The organism is uncultured Streptococcus sp., from assembly GCF_963456385.1.
In the GTDB taxonomy this organism is placed as follows: Bacteria; Bacillota; Bacilli; order Lactobacillales; family Streptococcaceae; genus Streptococcus.
On sequence record NZ_CAUOLF010000013.1, the window covers coordinates 25,669 to 44,990 of the forward strand.

The following is a 19,322-nucleotide window of genomic DNA, read 5'->3' on the forward strand; positions in this document are numbered from 1 at the left end:
GGTTATTTTATTTCGAGATGGCTGCTTTTGTAAATCGTACTATTTTTAGAAAATGATAGGAAAAATCATGGCAAAACAAAGATTGATTTTATTGTATGGCGGACGCAGTGCAGAGCGGGAAGTTTCGGTTTTATCAGCTGAGAGCGTCATGCGTGCTGTCAATTATGATAGATTCTCGGTGAAGACTTACTTCATCACCAAGGATGGAGATTTTATCCAAACTCAGGAATTTGAAGCAACGCCGGCGGCTGATGAGAAGTTGATGACTAATGCCACGGTGGACATGTCTCGGAAGATTAAGCCCAGCGATATTTACGAAGATGGAGCAGTGGTCTTTCCGGTCCTGCATGGTCCTATGGGCGAAGATGGTTCTATTCAAGGCTTCCTAGAAGTGCTCAAAATGCCTTATGTCGGCTGTAATATTTTATCTTCTAGCCTGGCCATGGATAAAATCACGACCAAGCGAGTGCTGGAATCGGCAGGTATTGCCCAAGTGCCTTATGTAGCGCTAGTTGATGGTGAGGATCTAGAGCAAAAAATCCAGGAAATCGATGAGAAATTGACCTATCCCGTCTTCACCAAACCTTCCAATATGGGCTCCAGTGTCGGCATTTCTAAATCGGAGAACCAAGCAGAACTGCGTGCTTCTCTGGATCTGGCCTTCAAATATGACAGCCGGGTGCTGGTTGAGCAAGGAGTGACGGCTCGCGAGATTGAGGTTGGGCTTCTGGGCAATGTGGATGTCAAGAGTACCCTGCCCGGAGAAGTGGTCAAAGACGTAGCTTTCTATGACTACGAAGCCAAATACATTGATAATAAAATTACCATGGATATTCCAGCCAAGATTCCAGAAGAAGTGGTGAGCTTGATGCGTCAAAATGCAGAGGCCGCTTTCCGAGCTCTGGGTGGTCTGGGACTGTCCCGCTGTGATTTCTTCTATGCAGAAGATGGTCAGGTCTTCCTTAATGAGCTCAATACCATGCCAGGTTTTACCCAGTGGTCTATGTATCCACTACTCTGGGAAAATATGGGGCTGGCCTATCCTGACTTGATTGAGAAACTAGTTGGCCTAGCTGAAGAGGCATTTGCCAAGAGAGAGGCGCATCTTCTCTAAAATATGATATAATAGAGGGGCTGAAAATTTTCGGTCCTTTCTTTTTGTGAGCAAACCGAAAAACGAGGAAGAAGTATGAAATTAGATTTATATGAAATAGCAGAAGTCCTATCTGCGAAAAATGATGTGACTCAGTTTGAAAATGTTGCGCTTAGAAATGCTGAGTTTGACAGCCGTTTGATTGAGTCGGGTGACCTTTTTGTGCCACTCAAGGGGGCGCGTGATGGCCACGAATTTATCCCAACAGCCTTTGCCCAGGGAGCTGCTGCCACCCTATCTGAGCGTCCAGTGGCAGAGGGGGCTTATATCTTGGTCGATGATGTCCTGACGGCCTTTCAGCGCTTGGCCCAGTATTATCTGGAAAAGATGCAGGTGGATGTGCTGGCGGTGACAGGTTCCAACGGTAAAACGACAACCAAGGATATGCTGGCACAGCTACTAACAACCACTTACAAGACCTATAAGACCCAGGGCAATTACAACAATGAAATCGGCCTGCCTTATACGGTTCTTCATATGCCTGAGGATACCGAGAAACTTGTCTTAGAAATGGGGCAGGATCACTTGGGCGATATCCATCTCCTGTCGAAACTTGCCAAACCTAAGACAGGCATTGTAACTCTGGTCGGAGAAGCCCATCTGGAATTTTTCGGCAGCCGAGCTGAGATTGCTCAAGGCAAGATGCAGATTGCAGACGGTTTGAGAAAAGATGGTCTCTTGATCGTTCCGGCAGATAAGATTATCAATGAATTTCTGCCAGTAGACTGCAAACTAGTTCGCTTTGGTCCTGATGCGGATATCTTCCTGACGCGTCTGGAAGAGCGCAAGGACAGCTTGAGCTTTGACTGCAACTTTTTAGAGCATAGGATTGATCTGCCTGTGACCGGTAAGTACAATGCGACCAATGCCATGATTGCAGCCTATGCGGCTCTGCAGGAGGGTGTATCTGAGGCGGCTATTGCTCAAGCCTTTTCTGAGCTGGAGCTGACCCGCAATCGAACGGAGTGGAAGAAAGCTGGTAATGGCGCGGATATCCTATCGGATGTCTATAATGCCAATCCAACAGCCATGCGCTTGATTCTGGAGACTTTCTCGACCATTCCGGCCAATCCAGGCGGACGAAAATTAGCAGTGCTGGCGGATATGAAAGAGCTGGGAGCGGACTCTAAGTCCATGCATGGCTCGATGATTACCAGTCTCAATCCAGAAATTGTGACCGACCTTTTCCTTTATGGACAGGACATGGAAGCCCTCTATGACTATGCCAAGGAAATCTACCCGCCAGGCAAGGTCCATTACTTTATCAAAAATGACGAGAAAGACCAGTTTGAACAGCTGACCAAAGCGGTCAGAGAGAAGCTGACTCCTGCTGACCAGATCCTTCTCAAAGGCAGCAATTCTATGAATCTGGCTAAGCTGGTAGAGGACTTGGAAGATGGAAACTAAAGAAACTGCAAAAATCATTCAACGTCTCCTTTCTATTACAGAGACAGGACTGGCATTACTCGTGATGAATTTGATCGAGAGCGTTACTTAGAACTCCGTCAGCTTTTGGGACACCTCCTGGCTGATTGGTCAGATTTGGATGGGAAAGAATTGGCAGAGCTGTTGCGCCCAACGGATTTTTATTCCACTCCTTTGATTGATGTCCGAGCTGTACTGGTTCGAGACGGAAAAGTCTGTTTAGTCAAGGGTAAAAATGAGAAAACTTGGGCTTTACCTGGCGGCTTTTGTGAAGTCGGCCTATCTCCTAAGGAAAATATCGTCAAGGAAGTCCAAGAAGAAACGGGATTTAATGTTTCAGTTTCTCGTCTGCTTGCAATTTTTGATACTAATAAATTTCAATTTCAGAGTAAGCAATATGCTAAACTGGTCTTCGATTGTCAGATAGAGGATGGAAACTTTCAGCCTAATACAGAAATAGAAGAGTTAGTCTTCTTTGATATCCAATCTTTACCAGAATTATCTTCTCAGCGGACTACAAAAGAACAGTTGGAAATCCTTTGGGAGATTTATCAAGGAGATAGAGAACAGTATTTGGATTAGTTAAGTAAATTTCTGGGATACTTTTTGTCTGAAAAAGCTAGAAATTATTGCAAAAACAGGCGAACTCAGCCTTGTTCAAACCTTATATTAGAATGGGAGCCTAGGAGATGGGAATAAGAGATATGTTTACAACCTATAAAACCGAACCGCCTCAACTGGGACTTTGGTATTTTGTTCTTTTGGGACTGGTCTTTGCGATTATCTGGCTTTCCTATCGCTACTACAATCGGAAGGCTTACCAGCAGCTATTTGTCGGGATGCAAGTTTGCCAGCTGATAGGCCTCTACTCTTGGTATATACTGACTGCTGCCCCGCTGTCTGAGAGTTTGCCTTTTTATCATTGCAGAATGGCCATGTTTGCCTTGATGTTTCTGCCTAATCGCTCAGTGTATAAATTCTATTTTGCACTTTTGGGGACTTTTGGCTCGATTGTAGCTTTTATTTATCCGATTTTTGATCCTTACCCTTTTCCCCATATCACTATTTTGTCCTTTATCATCGGCCATCTAGCGCTCTTGGGAAATTGTTTGATTTATCTTTTCAGATATTATCATACTTTCTCTATGAGCTGGCAGCGAGTGGTGTGGACAACCTTTATGATGAATGCTTTTTTGCTTGTTATCAATATGTTGACAAAGGGTTCTTATGGATTTCTTACAGATCCGCCGCTTGTTGGCAATCACGGGCTCTTGCTCAATTATCTGCTTGTCTCAATCGTCTTAAGTGCAGCAGTCTGCTTGGTTTCTGAAATTTTTAAGCACGTGGAGCAGACTAAGACAGTCACCCTAACCTAATCATCTAACGGAGGATTTATGAAAGATTTTTTAACTACGACAAAAACGGTGGCACCGCCTATCTCGATTTTATGGTATGCTGTGATGATTGCTCTGGTTTTGCTGTCTATTTGGAGCTCGCTCAAATACCATGATAATCCGCGTTTTGTCAAGGCTTTTAAGTGGATTCAGATTGCCCAGCTGCTGATGCTTTATAGCTGGTATTTTGGTTTTCGGATTCCCTTTTCCAATAGTCTGCCTTTTTATCATTGCCGCCTGGCTATGTTTGCGGTGGTCTTTCTGCCAGACAAATGGCGCAGCAAGCAGTATTTTGCTCTATTAGGAGCCAGCGGAGCGGTATTTGCCTTGGGCTATCCAGTCTTTGACCCCTATGATTTCCCGCACATTACCAGCTTTTCTTTCCTGATTGGCCACTATGCTCTTTTGGTTAATTCCTTGATTTATCTGATGAATCACTACGACAAGACCCTGCTCAAGAAATATATGATTGTAGCTTACACCTTTGGGCTCAATCTTTTCCTAGTCGGCGTTAATCAAGTGACCGGAGGTAATTACGGTCTGCTAAAAAGTCCGCCTTTTATCCCGGATGCCCCCCTATGGATAAAGTACCTACTTGTGTCAGTCATCCTTTCTCTGGCCCTGGTTCTCTTTGATATATTGTTTAAGAAACGGTGGAAAAAGCAGTTAAGTCTGGTCCGCAGTTAGTTCACTTCGAATTTGTAGCTCCTGTCAAGTTAATGTGGCAGGAGTTTTCTTAAATTAGAGAGTTTTATCATGACTTGCTTTGCTTCTAGTAACAATGGACTGTTTGTCTATCAAATCTTTAAGCTGGTTCAACTAGACGCTTCTGTTCGCGGAATGAAACATCCCAAATTTTGGGCTTTCTTAAGGCTGACGGACAAAGGGGAGAAGGCTTGAACCTCTATCTCTTGAAACGAAATAAGGCCATTTTTCCCATGACAGCTGAAGAGAAAGAAGAAATGGAAACCAGAAAAAAACGCCTATTCTATTTACTGGGTTTAACCTTACTCTTTGCAATTTTCCTCTTTAACAGTGTCATTGTTAGATTATAAGAGAAATTTTATTGACATAGGAGAATAGAATCGCTCGGAAGGGCGATTTTTATCTTCTTTAGATAATTGAAAAAAAGCGCTAAATCCGCTATAATAGATAGGTTGAAAGGATTAAAATACTCCGATGTAAAATAAAAAACAAATACTAAGATTCACCATTATCCTAAATGAAAGAAAGAGAAGAAGATGACTTTACAAGAAGAAATTAAGAAACGCCGGACTTTTGCCATTATCTCCCACCCGGACGCGGGGAAGACGACCATCACCGAGCAGTTGCTCTACTTTGGGGGCGAGATTCGTGAGGCTGGGACAGTCAAGGGGAAGAAGACTGGTAACTTTGCCAAGTCTGACTGGATGGATATTGAGAAGCAGCGGGGGATTTCAGTGACTTCCTCTGTTATGCAGTTTGACTACGATGGCAAGCGGGTCAATATCCTGGATACGCCGGGGCACGAGGACTTCTCAGAAGATACTTATCGGACCTTGATGGCAGTGGATGCTGCGGTTATGGTTATTGACTCGGCCAAGGGTATTGAGGCCCAGACTAAGAAGCTCTTTGAGGTTGTCAAGCATCGGAATATTCCAGTCTTCACTTTTATGAACAAGCTGGATCGTGACGGTCGCGAGCCCTTGGACTTGCTAGAAGAACTGGAAGAGATTTTGGGTATTGCCAGCTACCCGATGAATTGGCCGATTGGGATGGGGAAGAGCTTTGAGGGTCTTTATGACCTCTACAATGAGCGGCTGGAGCTTTATAAGGGTGAGGAGCGCTTTGCAACTCTGGCAGAAGGAGACCAACTGTTTGCTTCTAACCCTTTCTATGAGCAAGTTAAGGAAGATATTGAGCTCTTGAGCGAAGCTGGGAATGAATTCTCGGAAGAAGCGATTTTGGCTGGCAAGCTGACACCTGTTTTCTTCGGATCGGCCCTGACCAACTTTGGCGTCCAGACTTTCCTGGAAACCTTCCTCAAGTTTGCTCCGGAACCGCATGGCCACAAGAAGACAGATGGTGAGGTAGTCGAGCCACTCAGCCCAGACTTTTCAGGTTTTGTCTTTAAAATTCAGGCCAATATGGATCCGCGCCACCGCGACCGTATCGCCTTTGTCCGTATCGTTTCAGGCGAGTTTGAGCGCGGTATGAGTGTCAACCTGCCTCGCACTGGCAAGTCCGCTAAGCTGTCTAATGTTACTCAGTTTATGGCTGAGAGTCGGGAAAATGTGACCAATGCTGTAGCTGGTGATATTATCGGGGTTTATGATACGGGGACTTATCAGGTCGGCGACACCCTGACTGTAGGTAAGAATAAATTTGAATTTGAGCCTCTACCAACCTTTACTCCAGAGATCTTTATGAAGGTTTCGGCTAAGAATGTCATGAAGCAAAAATCCTTCCATAAGGGGATTGAGCAGCTGGTGCAAGAGGGAGCTATCCAGCTTTATACCAACTACCAGACGGGCGAGTACATGCTAGGCGCTGTCGGTCAGCTTCAGTTTGAAGTCTTCAAGCACCGCATGGAAAATGAATACAACGCTGAAGTGGTCATGAATCCTATGGGCAAAAAGACAGTCCGCTGGATTTCACCAGATGACCTGGACGAGCGTATGTCTTCTAGCCGTAACATCCTAGCCAAAGACCGCTTTGTTCAGCCAGTCTTCCTCTTTGAAAACGACTTTGCCCTGCGCTGGTTCGCGGACAAGTATCCAGATGTTAAATTGGAAGAGAAGATGTAACGTACTAAGATTGTTTGGCTACATAGTAGTCTAAGCAATCTACGCCATGTCCTATGGGACCATGGCTAAGTACCTTACTAACTGCGTTTGGCAAATAAAATCGATTTGCTAAACTCCGTGTCGTAGTGAATAGGATTGTTATGATTGTATAACAAACTAAAGTTACTAAGGCCGAGTTCAGTTGGCCCCTTGCTAGCCGCTTGACTAATCTCATCAGGCGAGGCAGTTGATTTGCTTGGTTTTGTGTTTTAGCATAACATATTTGATTGCAAGAACAGTTTAGGAAGTTGGGCGCTAGTTTATTAGAGAATCATTCTACCTCATAGAAAGGAGCTCCATGTTTCTGGAAAGAAAACTAAAAGATCAATCTGTCTGGATCAACATTGACTCAGATAGTTTTAAAAAGAATGCCCGGATTTATCAGGATTATGAAATTGATCAGGAGACCATCGAGTATGCGCTGGATAAGAACGAGCGGGCTCACATGGACTACAATCGTGAGAATGGAACGGTTGTCTTCATCTACAATGTCCTTGATCTAGCGACAGATAAGGAACATTATGAGACGATTCCTATGACCTTTGTGGTGCAACAGAGACGGCTCATTACGATCAGCAATCAGGATAATGCCTATGTTGTCGATATGATGAAGTCTTATACTGAGCGTCATGAGCCAGTATCGGTTTATAAGTTTCTCTTTGCTAGTCTAGAGTTGATCTCCAATTCTTACTATCCGGTTGTTGAGCGGATGGACAAGCGCAAGGATGAGATTAATGCTCTCCTGCGTCAGACCACTACCAAAAAACACCTATTTGCCCTGTCCGACTTGGAAACTTCTATGGTCTATCTAGTTGCTGCAGCTAAGCAGAATCGTATGCTCCTAGAGCATATCAAAAGTCATGGCATTTACCGACGTTTTGATGAATTGGAAACTGAGCAGTTTGAGGATGCTATGATTGAGGCTCGTCAGCTCGTCTCCATGACCGATCTGATTGCTCAAGTTCTCAGCCAGCTTTCTGGCTCCTACAATAACATCCTGAATAACAATCTGAATGACAATTTGACGGTCTTGACCATCATTTCGGTCCTTCTGGCAGTACTCGCAGTTATCACGGGTTTCTTTGGTATGAATGTTCCTCTGCCCTTGTCTAATGATAAAAACGCCTGGATTTATATTGTTGTCATTAGTCTAATCATCTGGGGACTTCTGACCAAGCTTCTTAAATGGTTAGCCAATAAGAAGTAAACATTTGAAATTATTTTCCCTATTACAAGCACCGAGAATGGTGCTTGTTTTTTCTTGCTTGGAAAAGAAAATGATTAGTACAGTTTGTCTTTATTTAAAAAACTGTTATTCTATGTCAGAAAATGTAACGCGATATTATAATTTTTATTGCATAAAATTTCATAATAAAGTATAATATAAAACAATTTAAAATAAGTGAGGGGTAGAAATATGGCAGAATACCTAAACGATTTAAATTACAAAGGTAAAGTATACCAATATACAGACCTTGGAAAAGCCTCGGCTCTACTAGGAGGGGATATAGAAAAACTTCCTTATTCTATACGAATATTATTAGAAAGTGTTCTCCGTAAGGAAGATGGTATTGACGTAACAAAAGATAACATTATCTCTTTGATACATTATCAAGCTAAATCACCAAGCGGAGAAGTGCCTTTTAAGCCTAGTCGAGTCATTCTCCAGGATTTTACAGGTGTTCCTGTCGTGGTGGATTTGGCTAGTATGCGAGATGCTATTGTCGGGCAGGGAGGTCAGGCCGATCAGATTAATCCAGAGATTCCGGTTGATTTAGTTATTGACCACAGTGTTCAGGTGGACTTTTATGGCTGTGACACAGCTCTAGAGGCCAATATGAATCAAGAGTTTGTCCGTAACAATGAGCGCTACGAATTTCTCAAGTGGGCAGAAAAATCATTTGATAATTATCGAGCTGTTCCTCCTGCTACTGGGATTATCCATCAGGTCAATATCGAATTTCTCAGTGATGTCATCATTGAAAAGGATGGCCAACTCTATCCGGACAGTATGTTTGGGACGGACAGTCATACGACTATGATTAATGGTATCGGTGTTCTGGGCTGGGGAGTCGGTGGGATTGAGGCTGAAGCTGCCATGCTAGGTGAGGCTTCCTATTTCCCAGTTCCTGAGGTGATTGGTGTTCGACTTTTGGGCAAGTTACCTAAGATTGCGACAGCGACGGATTTGGCTTTAAGGGTCACGCAAATCTTGCGGCAGGAAAATGTTGTTGGTAAATTTGTCGAGTTCTTTGGGCCTGGTTTGTCTAATCTAAGCCTGGCTGACCGGGCAACAGTGGCTAATATGGCGCCGGAATACGGAGCTACCTGTGGTTATTTTCCGATAGATGAGGAAACGCTTAATTACATGCGTCTGACCAATCGGTCAGAAGATCATATCAAGCTGACCCGTCTCTATGCTCAAAAAAATCACCTCTTCTATGATGAAAAGGTTGAGCCGAACTATACCAAGGTAGTCGAAATTGATTTGTCCAGCATTGTTCCTAGTATTTCAGGCCCCAAGCGGCCCCAAGATTTGATTGAATTAACAGCTGCTAAAGAGGAGTTTCAAGCTAGTCTAGTCAGAGAAGCGGGAGTCCGAGGCTTTGGTCTAGATGAGAGCGAGCTGGAAAAGTCTGCAGTAGTTCAATTTTCTGACCATGAGGAGACGATTAAGACCGGTCATGTGGCTATCGCTGCCATTACTAGCTGTACCAATACATCCAATCCCTATGTCCTGATGGCGGCAGGTCTTTTAGCCAAGAAAGCAGTAGAAAAAGGCTTACGCGTTTCAAAGACTGTCAAGACTTCTTTGGCTCCCGGCAGCAAGGTGGTCACAGGCTATCTCAAGAAGAGTGGTCTGCAAACTTATCTGGATCAGCTTGGTTTCAATCTTGTCGGCTATGGCTGCACTACTTGTATTGGAAATTCAGGCGATCTCCGACCGGAAGTGGCTCAGGCGATTACGGATACTGACTTGCTGGCTAGTGCTGTTCTTTCAGGAAATCGCAATTTTGAAGGGCGGATCAATCCACTGGTCAAGGCCAATTTCCTAGCTAGTCCGCCCTTGGTGGTTGCCTATGCTCTGGCTGGAAATACCAATATCGATCTGACCAGCGAGCCACTAGGTTATGATCAAAAGGAGCAGCCTGTTTATTTGATGGATTTGATGCCGGAGCACGACTTGGTTGCTGACTATGTTCAAAAATATGTGACGCGCCAGCTTTTTGAAAAAGAATATGCTCATGTGTTTGACGACAATGAAAAATGGAATCAGATTCCGACAGCCTCTTCTCAAAATTATCAGTGGAACCAGGCTTCGACCTATATTCAAAATCCACCTTACTTTGATGGCTTAGCTGATGATTTAGCCATTCAGCCACTGAAAAATCTTGCAGTGCTGGCAAAATTTGGGGATACGGTGACGACAGACCATATCTCCCCAGCAGGAAATATTGCCAGAAACAGTCCAGCAGCTTCCTATTTGATGGAGCATGGAGTGGATTACCAAGAGTTTAATTCCTATGGCAGCCGTCGGGGCAATCATGAGGTCATGATGCGGGGGACTTTTGCCAATATTCGGATTAAAAATGAATTGGCAGATGGAAAGATTGGTGGTTACACAGATTATAAAGGAGAGTTGCTATCCATTTATGAAGCAGCCATGCGCTACAAGGAAGAGCAGATTGATACCATTGTCCTAGCTGGCAAAGACTACGGTATGGGGTCCAGCCGTGATTGGGCAGCTAAGGGAGCTAATCTTTTGGGCGTCAAGGTGGTGTTGGCAGAGAGTTTTGAGCGTATCCACCGGTCCAATCTGGTCATGATGGGGATTCTTCCTCTGCAGTATTTAGAGGGTGAAAGTGCGGATAGTCTTGGTTTGACAGGCAAGGAGACTTTTGACATCAATCTGCCACAGAACCCGAAAGTTGGTCAGCTAGTTGACGTGGTAGCGCGGAAAGGTGCTGAAGAAATAGCTTTTCAAGCTCGGCTGCGCTTTGATGCAGAGGCGGATATCCGTTACTATGAAAATGGGGGGATTTTACCCATGGTCGTTAGAAAGAAATTAGAGGAGGTGTGAGCATGAGTCAGACGGACGGTTTGAAAGATACCATAGCCTGTGATACTCGGATTAGCCAGATTGTGGATGATTCTTTATCTTATGCAGGCTACAATATTTCTGAATTGGTAGAGCACCATGCAAGTTTTGAAGAGGTGATTTATCTGCTGTGGCACTTGCATTTGCCGACTCAGATTGAGCTTAAGCATTTTGAAGAAGATCTGCGAGCTAATTATGCCATTAGCGATGCGGTGGAGCAGTGTATCCTTATCCAGTCCCGCAAGCACCTTCATCCCATGAGTGTCTTGCGCTCAACGGTCAGTCTTTTGGGCGTTTATAATGTCCATGCTGAGGAGGCTTCTCTAGAAGCGACCTATGAGCAGAGCATCCAGCTTATGGCGAAGATGCCGACCATTATTGCGGCTTTTGCCAGACTGAGGTCGGGTCAGACTCCAATAGAGCCACGAGAGGATTTGGGCTTTGCGGCTAATTTCCTCTATATGCTCAAAGGACAAGAGGCGAGCGAGATTGAGGTTAAAGCCTTCAACTGTGCCTTGGTGCTCCATGCCGACCATGAACTCAATGCTTCAACCTTTGCGGCTCGAGTCTGCGCCTCAACCTTGACCGATATTTATTCCTGCGTGACAGCAGCTATTGGAGCACTCAAGGGCTCCCTTCATGGTGGCGCTAACGAATGTGTCTTTGGTATGCTGAAAGAGATTAGAGCAGAAGGGGATTGTCAGGCTTACCTAGACCGTAAGCTGGCCTCTCACGAGAAAATTATGGGCTTTGGTCACCGGGTTTACAAGACCCAAGATCCGCGTGAAAAATACCTGCGACAAATGGCCAAGGACTTGACACAGGGAACTAAGGATGAGGTCTGGTATCAGCTTTCAGAGGAAATTGAAGCTTATATGAAGCATACCAAGCACCTGATACCGAATGTCGATTTTTATTCGGCTACAGTTTACCATGTGTTGGGCATTGACAGCAGTATCTACACCCTGATTTTTGCTATGAGTCGGGTGGCTGGCTGGATTGCTCATATTCAGGAACAGCGCAAGAACAATAAGCTGATTCGGCCGCGTTCTAACTATATTGGTGCTCAAGGTTTGGAGTATCTTCCCATTGGAAGGAGATAAAATGGCAGATAAGATTTTGTTTGAGAAAGGGCGGTTGCAGGTACCGGATGCTCCTATTATTCCTTACATTCAAGGTGACGGGATTGGAGTGGATATCTGGAAAAATGCCCAGCTGGTCTTTGATAAGGCAGTGGAAAAGGCTTATGGCGGCCAGAGAAAGGTTGTTTGGAAGGAAGTTCTGGCCGGGAAAAAAGCGGCAGACCTGACGGGTGACTGGCTACCAGATGAAACTCTGACAACGATTAAGGGCCATCTGGTGGCTATTAAGGGGCCGCTAGAAACCCCAGTCGGAGAAGGGATTCGTTCCTTGAATGTGGCCTTGAGACAGGAATTGGATCTCTATGCTTGTCTGCGGCCGATTCGTTATTTCAAGGGAGTTCCCAGTCCGCTCAAGCACCCAGAGAAGACTGATATCACAATTTTTCGGGAAAATACAGAAGACATATATGCAGGGATTGAGTGGGAGAGTGGGACGGCTGCAGTCAAAAAAATCATTGATTTCCTGCAGAAGGATATGCAGGTTGACAAGATTCGCTTCCCAGAAAGCTCTGCTATTGGAATCAAGCCTATTTCTAAGCAGGGCAGTGAGCGGCTGATACGGGCGGCTATTGACTATGCCCTAGCCAAAGGACTGAGCCGGGTAACTCTGGTCCACAAGGGCAATATCCAGAAATTTACAGAGGGTGGTTTTCGGAAATGGGGCTATGAACTAGCTCAAAGAGAGTATGCGGATGAGCTGGCTTCTGGAAAACTAGTCATTCAGGACGTCATTGCTGATAATTTTCTGCAACAGATTTTGCTCTATCCCGAGAAATTTGATGTTGTCGCCTTGACCAATCTAAATGGGGATTATGCCAGCGATGCCTTGGCTGCTCAGGTGGGCGGGATTGGTATCGCTCCAGGGGCCAATATCAATTACGAGACTGGTCATGCTATTTTTGAAGCTACTCACGGGACGGCACCAGATATAGCAGGTCAAAACAGGGCTAACCCTTGTTCTCTTCTCTTATCAGGGGCCATGCTCTTTGATTACATTGGTTGGTCAGAGGTCTCTCATCTCCTGACTAAGGCTATTGAGAAGGCTCTCTTTGAGCAAAAAGTGACAGGCGATTTTGCCAGTCAGCTAGAAGGAGTAACAGCCTTGACCACTAGTCAATTTGCTGAGGAGCTACTGGCTAATATAGAAAAGTGTCCATAATGAAGAAAAAAGTGGTGAAGAATCTGCCTATCTAGACAGTCTCTTCATCACTTTTTTGTCTTTTTCGATATTCCAGTCCCCAGCCGATGATCCAGCAGAAGACGAGCAGATAATTTTCAATCCAGCCCAGTAGGTTGGCTTGATTCGCCTTTTCCAGATAGCCTAGCAGATGGTTGGTGCCAAAGCCCAGTCCACCCAGAATCAGTGCTAGAAGGGTCATACGCAGATAGAACCAATCATACTTTATGTTGGCAGCAATGACTAAAGGCAGAATAGCCAGATTCCAGAAACCAATTTCCCGCTGCCAGTAGGGAGCTAGACCATAGATGGACTCATTGCCCAAGAGCTGGGGCTGGAAAATCTGGATTGTAGCTGCGCCCAGCATAGCTAAGATTAGTAAAATGAAAATCACTCGTAAAAATTTATTCATACCTGTCTCCTTTCTTCTTTGTAGATTATAATGTTTTTGAAAATGATTTTCAAGTTTTCATTTTTTACAAAAGAAATCTCTAATAAAATATTTTACAGGCAAGTCCTATCTTTTTAGGTGCTTTTGTGGTATACTAGATTAGTTGCAGAAATACAGTTTTTCTATTCAATGGGAACTAGCGACCGAGTCGGCGCTTTTTTAGTGCCTAGACTTGAGAGACCATATTTATGAAGAGAAGAGCGAATACTCTCAGAAAATCGAGATTTAGCAGGCGAAAAGCACTTGGTATGTTTCGATAGTTGAGTATCAAAAGCCTTATAAGGTGGCTTCGCACCGCCTTTAGAAAGAAGAAGAACATTGAAATTTAATGAATTACATTTATCTGCTGAATTACTAGCAGAGATTGAAAAAGCTGGCTTTGTAGAAGCAAGCCCTATTCAAGAGCAGACGATTCCACTTGCTATGGCAGGTAAGGATGTTATTGGTCAGGCCCAGACAGGGACAGGAAAGACAGCAGCCTTTGGCTTCCCGACTCTGGAGAAGATTGATACAGATAATCCTGCTGTGCAAGCTTTGATTATTGCCCCAACCCGTGAATTGGCCGTGCAGAGTCAGGAAGAACTTTTTCGTTTTGGCCGCAGCAAGGGTGTCAAGGTGCGTTCTGTCTACGGTGGCTCCAGCATCGAAAAGCAAATCAAGGCCCTCAAATCAGGTGCTCATATCGTCGTAGGAACACCTGGCCGTCTCTTGGATTTGATCAAACGCAAGGCGCTTAAGCTAAATCAGATTGAAACCTTAATCTTGGACGAAGCGGATGAAATGCTGAACATGGGATTTTTGGAAGATATTGAGTCTATCATTTCCCGTGTGCCAGAAGAGCGTCAGACCTTGCTCTTTTCAGCGACCATGCCGGATGCTATCAAGCGCATCGGTGTCAAGTTCATGAAGGAGCCTGAGCATGTCAAGATTGCTGCTAAAGAGCTGACGACGGAGCTGGTGGATCAGTATTATATCCGTGTCAAGGAAAATGAAAAATTTGATACCATGACCCGCCTCATGGACGTGGACCAGCCAGAGCTGTCAATCGTCTTTGGCCGGACCAAGCGTCGGGTGGACGAGCTGACTCGTGGCCTAAAAATCCGCGGTTTCCGAGCAGAGGGTATCCATGGTGATTTGGACCAAGGCAAGCGCCTCCGCGTTCTGCGCGACTTTAAAAACGGGAATCTGGATGTCTTGGTGGCGACAGATGTGGCCGCGCGTGGATTGGACATTTCTGGTGTGACCCATGTCTACAACTACGACATTCCGCAGGATCCAGAAAGCTATGTTCACCGGATTGGTCGAACTGGTCGTGCTGGTAAGTCAGGTCAGTCTATTACTTTTGTTGCGCCAAATGAAATGGGCTATTTGCAGATTATCGAAAATCTGACCAAGAAGCGTATGAAAGGCCTTAAACCTGCGACTGCAGAGGAAGCTTTCCAAGCTAAGAAAAAAGTTGCCCTTAAGAAGATTGAACGCGATTTTGCGGATGAAAGCATCCGTTCTAACTTTGAGAAATTTGGCAAGGATGCCCGCAAGCTAGCAGCAGAATTCAGCCCAGAAGAGCTGGCTATGTATATCCTCAGCTTGACGGTGCAGGATCCAGATGCCCTTCCTGAAGTAGAAATTGCCCGTGAAAAACCATTGCCATTTAAACCGTCTGGCGGAGGCTTTGGCGGAAAAGGCAAGGGCAGTCGTGGCGGAAATAATAACCGTCGCAGCAATGACAATCGCCGTGACCGAGGTGGTCGTCGTGACCAATTTAAGAAAGGTCGCAAAGACGAGCGTTTCGATAAAGAAAATCGCTACCGCAAGGACCACAAGAAGCCACGCAATACTTCTAGCGAAAAGAAAACCGGCTTTGTCATCCGTAACAAGGGTGATAAATAAAGCGAGGTGTTAACTAGAGTTGGCGACAATTTTAGCGTCGAGAGAGAATGCAAGTTCTCTCTTTTTTATTTGTTTGATGGCTCCCCTTATCGTCAGTCCTGCAGAAATATATGTATGAGCCAATGTAGTTTCCTTAATCATGCTGATTGAACTTGCCCTGTTTTTCAAAGTAAATTATAGTCCCCTTACTTCTGCTGTGAACAGTTCTTGGTGCTTTTGCTATAGAACAGGATTCGAAGTATTTCAACTAATTTCGACATCAAAATTCAACATATCAGCTATTTGAAATAAAAAAATTCACAAATCTTTGTTTATATGCTGGAACTGTTGTATAATAAGGTGAAGGTGAGTCTGTAAGAAATTCAGGAGCAAAAGGAGAATGTAAAATGAAAGAAAGTAGACATAGAATCATTCTGCAAGAACTGGATCAAACAGGTGTGGTTGCTGTCAAAAACCTCAAAGAAATGCTGGGCGTTACGGATATGACCATCCGTCGGGATTTGATTGATTTGGAGAAGCAGGGCATGCTGACCCGTGTTCATGGCGGAGCCCATAAGAAGGTCAAGAATGCTCTCAACGAGATTTCCCATTCAGAAAAGCAAATGCTAAATGTTGAGGAGAAGAAACAGATTGCCCGTAAATGTGCGGATTTGATTGCTGACGGGGATACGGTCTTTATTGGGTCAGGTACCACAACGGATTTTATCGGAGACTATTTGGATTGCAAAAATATCAGCATTGTCACCAATTCGCTGCCAATTTTTGAAAAGTTAAAAGAAAGAGCCAATTTAGATTTAATTCTGATTGGCGGACGCTATCGGGCTAAGACTCAAACCTTTGTCGGTCAGTTTGCCAATAATCTTTTGAAAGAAATCAAGGTTTCTAAGGCCTTTATTGGGGCGAATGGTATTGACGGTCATAATGTTACCACTAGCAATGAAGAGGAAGGCAACGGAGATGCGATTATCCTTAACAATGCCATCAGCAAATACATTGTAGCCGATAACAGCAAGTTTGACAGCTATTCTTTCTATTCTTTTTACCGGCTGGACAACCTCAGTGCAGTTGTGACGGACGATAATATCGCTCCGAAAGTCAAGGAAAAATACAGCACCTATGTTGAAATTTTGTGATATCTGACCGATGAGAGAAACTTGCTTCAAATAAATATTTTATAGAGGCTGTGACTAGGATTTTGTCTAGAAATTCCGGTCACAGCCTTTTTATATCTTGGTCGATTTTGTAAACAACAGTCTTGACTTTGCTGCGGAATTCCTTATATAATAAAATGTATTATTAAATTTTAGGAGGTCTTATGACAATCAATATAGTGATTTTTGTGGCTGTGTCGCTTTTTCGTTTGGTGTTTTTGAGAAAATCCTCTCAGAATGAGCAGGATATTCTGGCTAAGGGTGGTATGGAGTACGGGGTGAAAAACTCAAATATCATGAAGTACCTGCACATACTTTTTTATGCGGTTTGCTTTCTGGAATTGCTGCTGAAAAAGCCAGCTTTTGACTTTGTGAGCCTACTGGGAGCTGTCTTGTTGCTCTTTTCTATGTTTATGCTCTACCTTGTTGCCAAGCTCTTAGGGCCAGTTTGGACCATCAAGCTCATGCTGGTTAAGGATCATAAGTTTGTTGACCACTGGCTCTTTCGCAATGTCAAACATCCTAATTATTTTCTGAATGTTGTACCAGAATTGGTGGGTTTGGCTCTGCTCAGTCATGCTTACTTTGCTCTTTTCATCCTCTTCCCGCTCTACTGTATCACCCTCTATGTCCGTATCAAGGAAGAAGAGCAGTTGCTCAAGGAAGTTATCATTCCAAATGGAATTGCTGGTGAATAAAATGCATATCGACTGCAAAAGAAAGGCTAGGACGCTTATGTCCTAGCCTTTTCTTTCATTAATTTTCGTATTTCATCAGCCATTTGCTGGGGTTGGTCCGCTTCGAAGAGTAAACTATTTTCTTCAGGCTGGTGGGCAGTTTGGCTGAAAGCCAAAACTGGCTTCCCCTTGCTGATAGCCCTTTGGACAATTTGGTCGACCTCTCCCCAGTGATTAATATCCAAGTAAATATCCGCCCTATCGAGCAAATCCTCAATAAAGTCATCTTGGTGAATATTGGTGTAGAGGTTGATATTGGGATAGTCATTAAAGCTGGCTAAATAAGGAGAAATATTGGTCTTAGCAGCTATGTGAAATTCTAATTTTGGCAGATTTTCTGCTAAATAAGCCAATTGTTCCAAGGTATCAGAAGCTGTCAGCGTGAAGGCATGGAAATTGCCCTGTGGACGCTCCTTAATGATAAGCTCTTCCTTGCTCATGGCGATAGAGTTGCTGGGAATATCTTGGAAAATCAAGCTGTTGGCTCCAATGATGACATTATCACCAATGGTCACGCCTTTGAGAATTACAGTATTGGTTCCAATCCAGCAGTTAGCTCCAATCTTGACTGGCGCAACAGTAAAATCAATCTTCTCAATGTGATAATTAGAATACTGATGATTATGGTCAAAAATGCGAACTCCATCGCCAAACATGGTGTCTTTCCCGATTTCGATAGAGTGCTGACAGCGGACAGTACAATGGTCGTTAAAGAAAACCCGGGTTCCTAGCTTGAGTTGCGCGCCACTTGCTACATTGAGGCTGGTAAAAGATTGGAAAATGACATCTTGACCGATATCAAGATGACTATCTGGGGAAATTTCGATATGATGAAAGTCGCCTTTAAACTGGATTTCAGGCATTTTGAGTCCTTTCTTTGATGTAAGCCAGTTTGGCTTGTCTAGTTTTCTTTTTAAAGAGTGCTTCAGCCGACATGGCAGCCGGCTTGCTAGGGTGTTCTTCTTGGTAAAGTAAGGCGACAGGCAGCCGAGCGCGGGTGTACTTGGCTCCTTTGCCAGCTTGATGTTTTTTGAGTCGGGCTTTGACATCCGTTGTGTAGCCGGTGTAGAGGGAGCCGTCCCCGCATTCAAGCACGTACATATAGGCTTTATTTTCCATAGTAAATCTCGTGAATCTCCGGAGTGTAGCTGCCGTCCTGATTGTGAATAAAGAGAGGGGGCAGGATTTTTAGACCGTCGCGGGAACCATCTTTAATAGCTTCGATAAGCAGCATATTGGCCTCTTTACCCAGCTTTGGATAGACAAACTGGATGCGCTTGGGAGCCAGTTTGTGGGCTTGCATGGTATCTAAAATATCTAAAAAGCGTTCTGGTCGATGAACCATAGTCAACCGACCATTGGATTTGAGGACTCGCTGGGCAATCTTGCAAATTTCTTCCAGATTTGTTGAGATTTCATGGCGGGCTAAAAGGTAGTGCTGGCTTTCATTGAGATTGGATTGCTTGTCCACTTTGAAATATGGAGGATTGCAGAGAATCATATCAACCTTGCTGCCAGTGATATATTGGCCTAGGTTTTTCAGATCGTCCTGAATAACTTGCATTTGCTGAGTCAAATCATTGAGCTCAATGGAGCGCTCGGCCATGTCTGCCAGACGTTCCTGAATCTCGACTGCGAGAATCTGAGCCTTGGTGCGAGTGCTGGCAAAAAGTCCAACAGCGCCATTTCCAGCACAGAGATCAACGATTAGACCCCGCTGGGGCAGCTTGGGAAAGCGGGAAAGCAGCACGCTGTCTACCGAATAGCTGAAGACCTCACTATTTTGAATAATCTTGACATCCGTCGAAAAGAGCTGGTTGACTCGTTCTCCGTCTTTTAGTTTTGCTTCGTTCATAAGTCAATTATAGCATGATTTAG

At 44.4% G+C, this 19,322-nt stretch carries 16 protein-coding genes and 2 pseudogenes; 14 read left to right on the forward strand and 4 right to left on the reverse strand.

Annotation, left to right across the window (positions count from 1 at the left end; translation table 11 throughout):
- Nucleotides 1–67 precede the first annotated feature (67 nt).
- The 11 genes and pseudogenes from RP262_RS06650 (at nucleotide 68) to icd (ending at nucleotide 13,197) form a co-directional block, all read left to right on the forward strand.
- Nucleotides 68–1,114, forward strand: a complete 1,047-nt coding sequence (locus tag RP262_RS06650) for a D-alanine--D-alanine ligase (protein WP_185756515.1) — start codon at nucleotides 68–70, stop codon at nucleotides 1,112–1,114.
- Nucleotides 1,115–1,189: 75 nt separating this feature from the next.
- A complete protein-coding gene (murF, locus tag RP262_RS06655; RefSeq protein WP_311154649.1) occupies nucleotides 1,190–2,560 on the forward strand; it encodes a UDP-N-acetylmuramoyl-tripeptide--D-alanyl-D-alanine ligase in 1,371 nt (456 codons plus the stop codon).
- Nucleotides 2,550–3,160: pseudogene (locus tag RP262_RS06660) on the forward strand (NUDIX hydrolase N-terminal domain-containing protein). Before murF ends, RP262_RS06660 begins: the two are co-directional and overlap by 11 nt.
- 107 nt (nucleotides 3,161–3,267) lie before the next feature.
- Nucleotides 3,268–3,954 carry a TIGR02206 family membrane protein gene (locus RP262_RS06665; RefSeq protein WP_311154650.1) on the forward strand — a complete coding sequence of 229 codons (687 nt, stop codon included), beginning with the start codon at nucleotides 3,268–3,270 and terminating at the stop codon, nucleotides 3,952–3,954.
- A gap of 18 nt (nucleotides 3,955–3,972) precedes the next feature.
- Nucleotides 3,973–4,659: a TIGR02206 family membrane protein gene (locus RP262_RS06670; RefSeq protein WP_002925534.1), complete on the forward strand. Its 687-nt coding sequence runs from the start codon at nucleotides 3,973–3,975 to the stop codon at nucleotides 4,657–4,659.
- 69 nt (nucleotides 4,660–4,728) lie between these two features.
- Nucleotides 4,729–5,027 (forward strand): annotated as a pseudogene (locus tag RP262_RS06675) (hypothetical protein).
- A 186-nt stretch (nucleotides 5,028–5,213) separates the two neighbouring features.
- Nucleotides 5,214–6,758 carry a peptide chain release factor 3 gene (locus RP262_RS06680; RefSeq protein ID WP_311154651.1) on the forward strand — a complete coding sequence of 515 codons (1,545 nt, stop codon included), beginning with the start codon at nucleotides 5,214–5,216 and terminating at the stop codon, nucleotides 6,756–6,758.
- 337 nt (nucleotides 6,759–7,095) lie between these two features.
- Nucleotides 7,096–8,004 carry a magnesium transporter CorA family protein gene (locus RP262_RS06685; protein WP_311154652.1) on the forward strand — a complete coding sequence of 303 codons (909 nt, stop codon included), beginning with the start codon at nucleotides 7,096–7,098 and terminating at the stop codon, nucleotides 8,002–8,004.
- Nucleotides 8,005–8,214: 210 nt separating this feature from the next.
- The gene (acnA, locus tag RP262_RS06690) at nucleotides 8,215–10,878 is read left to right on the forward strand and encodes an aconitate hydratase AcnA (RefSeq protein WP_311154653.1); all 2,664 of its coding nucleotides are present in this window, start codon (nucleotides 8,215–8,217) and stop codon (nucleotides 10,876–10,878) included.
- 2 nt (nucleotides 10,879–10,880) lie between these two features.
- On the forward strand, nucleotides 10,881–11,999 hold the full coding sequence (locus tag RP262_RS06695; RefSeq protein WP_101771157.1) for a citrate synthase: 1,119 nt from the start codon (nucleotides 10,881–10,883) through the stop codon (nucleotides 11,997–11,999).
- Nucleotides 11,986–13,197 carry an NADP-dependent isocitrate dehydrogenase gene (gene icd, locus RP262_RS06700; protein WP_311154654.1) on the forward strand — a complete coding sequence of 404 codons (1,212 nt, stop codon included), beginning with the start codon at nucleotides 11,986–11,988 and terminating at the stop codon, nucleotides 13,195–13,197. Before RP262_RS06695 ends, icd begins: the two co-directional genes overlap by 14 nt.
- A 31-nt stretch (nucleotides 13,198–13,228) precedes the next feature.
- On the opposite strand, the gene RP262_RS06705 is transcribed toward icd, so the two are convergent.
- Complete coding sequence (locus RP262_RS06705; RefSeq protein ID WP_061589218.1) at nucleotides 13,229–13,627, reverse strand: hypothetical protein; 399 nt, start codon at nucleotides 13,625–13,627, stop codon at nucleotides 13,229–13,231.
- A 357-nt stretch (nucleotides 13,628–13,984) separates the two neighbouring features.
- On the opposite strand from RP262_RS06705, the gene RP262_RS06710 reads away from it, so the two are divergent.
- From RP262_RS06710 to RP262_RS06720, 3 genes are all read left to right on the forward strand, one after another.
- The gene (locus tag RP262_RS06710; RefSeq protein WP_311154655.1) at nucleotides 13,985–15,556 is read left to right on the forward strand and encodes a DEAD/DEAH box helicase; all 1,572 of its coding nucleotides are present in this window, start codon (nucleotides 13,985–13,987) and stop codon (nucleotides 15,554–15,556) included.
- A 386-nt stretch (nucleotides 15,557–15,942) separates the two neighbouring features.
- Entirely contained in the window at nucleotides 15,943–16,689 is a 747-nt protein-coding gene (locus RP262_RS06715; RefSeq protein WP_311154656.1) for a DeoR/GlpR family DNA-binding transcription regulator, read from the forward strand.
- A gap of 182 nt (nucleotides 16,690–16,871) precedes the next feature.
- Nucleotides 16,872–17,405, forward strand: a complete 534-nt coding sequence (locus tag RP262_RS06720) for an isoprenylcysteine carboxyl methyltransferase family protein (protein ID WP_311154657.1) — start codon at nucleotides 16,872–16,874, stop codon at nucleotides 17,403–17,405.
- A 35-nt stretch (nucleotides 17,406–17,440) separates the two neighbouring features.
- On the opposite strand, the gene RP262_RS06725 is transcribed toward RP262_RS06720, so the two are convergent.
- The 3 genes from RP262_RS06725 to RP262_RS06735 are packed head-to-tail and all read right to left on the reverse strand — an operon-like array spanning nucleotide 17,441 to nucleotide 19,299.
- Nucleotides 17,441–18,307 carry a DapH/DapD/GlmU-related protein gene (locus tag RP262_RS06725; RefSeq protein WP_311154658.1) on the reverse strand — a complete coding sequence of 289 codons (867 nt, stop codon included), beginning with the start codon at nucleotides 18,305–18,307 and terminating at the stop codon, nucleotides 17,441–17,443.
- Entirely contained in the window at nucleotides 18,300–18,563 is a 264-nt protein-coding gene (locus RP262_RS06730) for a GIY-YIG nuclease family protein (RefSeq protein WP_311154659.1), read from the reverse strand. Before RP262_RS06730 ends, RP262_RS06725 begins: the two co-directional genes overlap by 8 nt.
- Nucleotides 18,553–19,299: a tRNA1(Val) (adenine(37)-N6)-methyltransferase gene (locus tag RP262_RS06735; protein ID WP_311154660.1), complete on the reverse strand. Its 747-nt coding sequence runs from the start codon at nucleotides 19,297–19,299 to the stop codon at nucleotides 18,553–18,555. The genes RP262_RS06730 and RP262_RS06735 overlap by 11 nt, the downstream gene beginning before the upstream one ends.
- Between the last annotated feature and the right edge of the window lie 23 nt (nucleotides 19,300–19,322).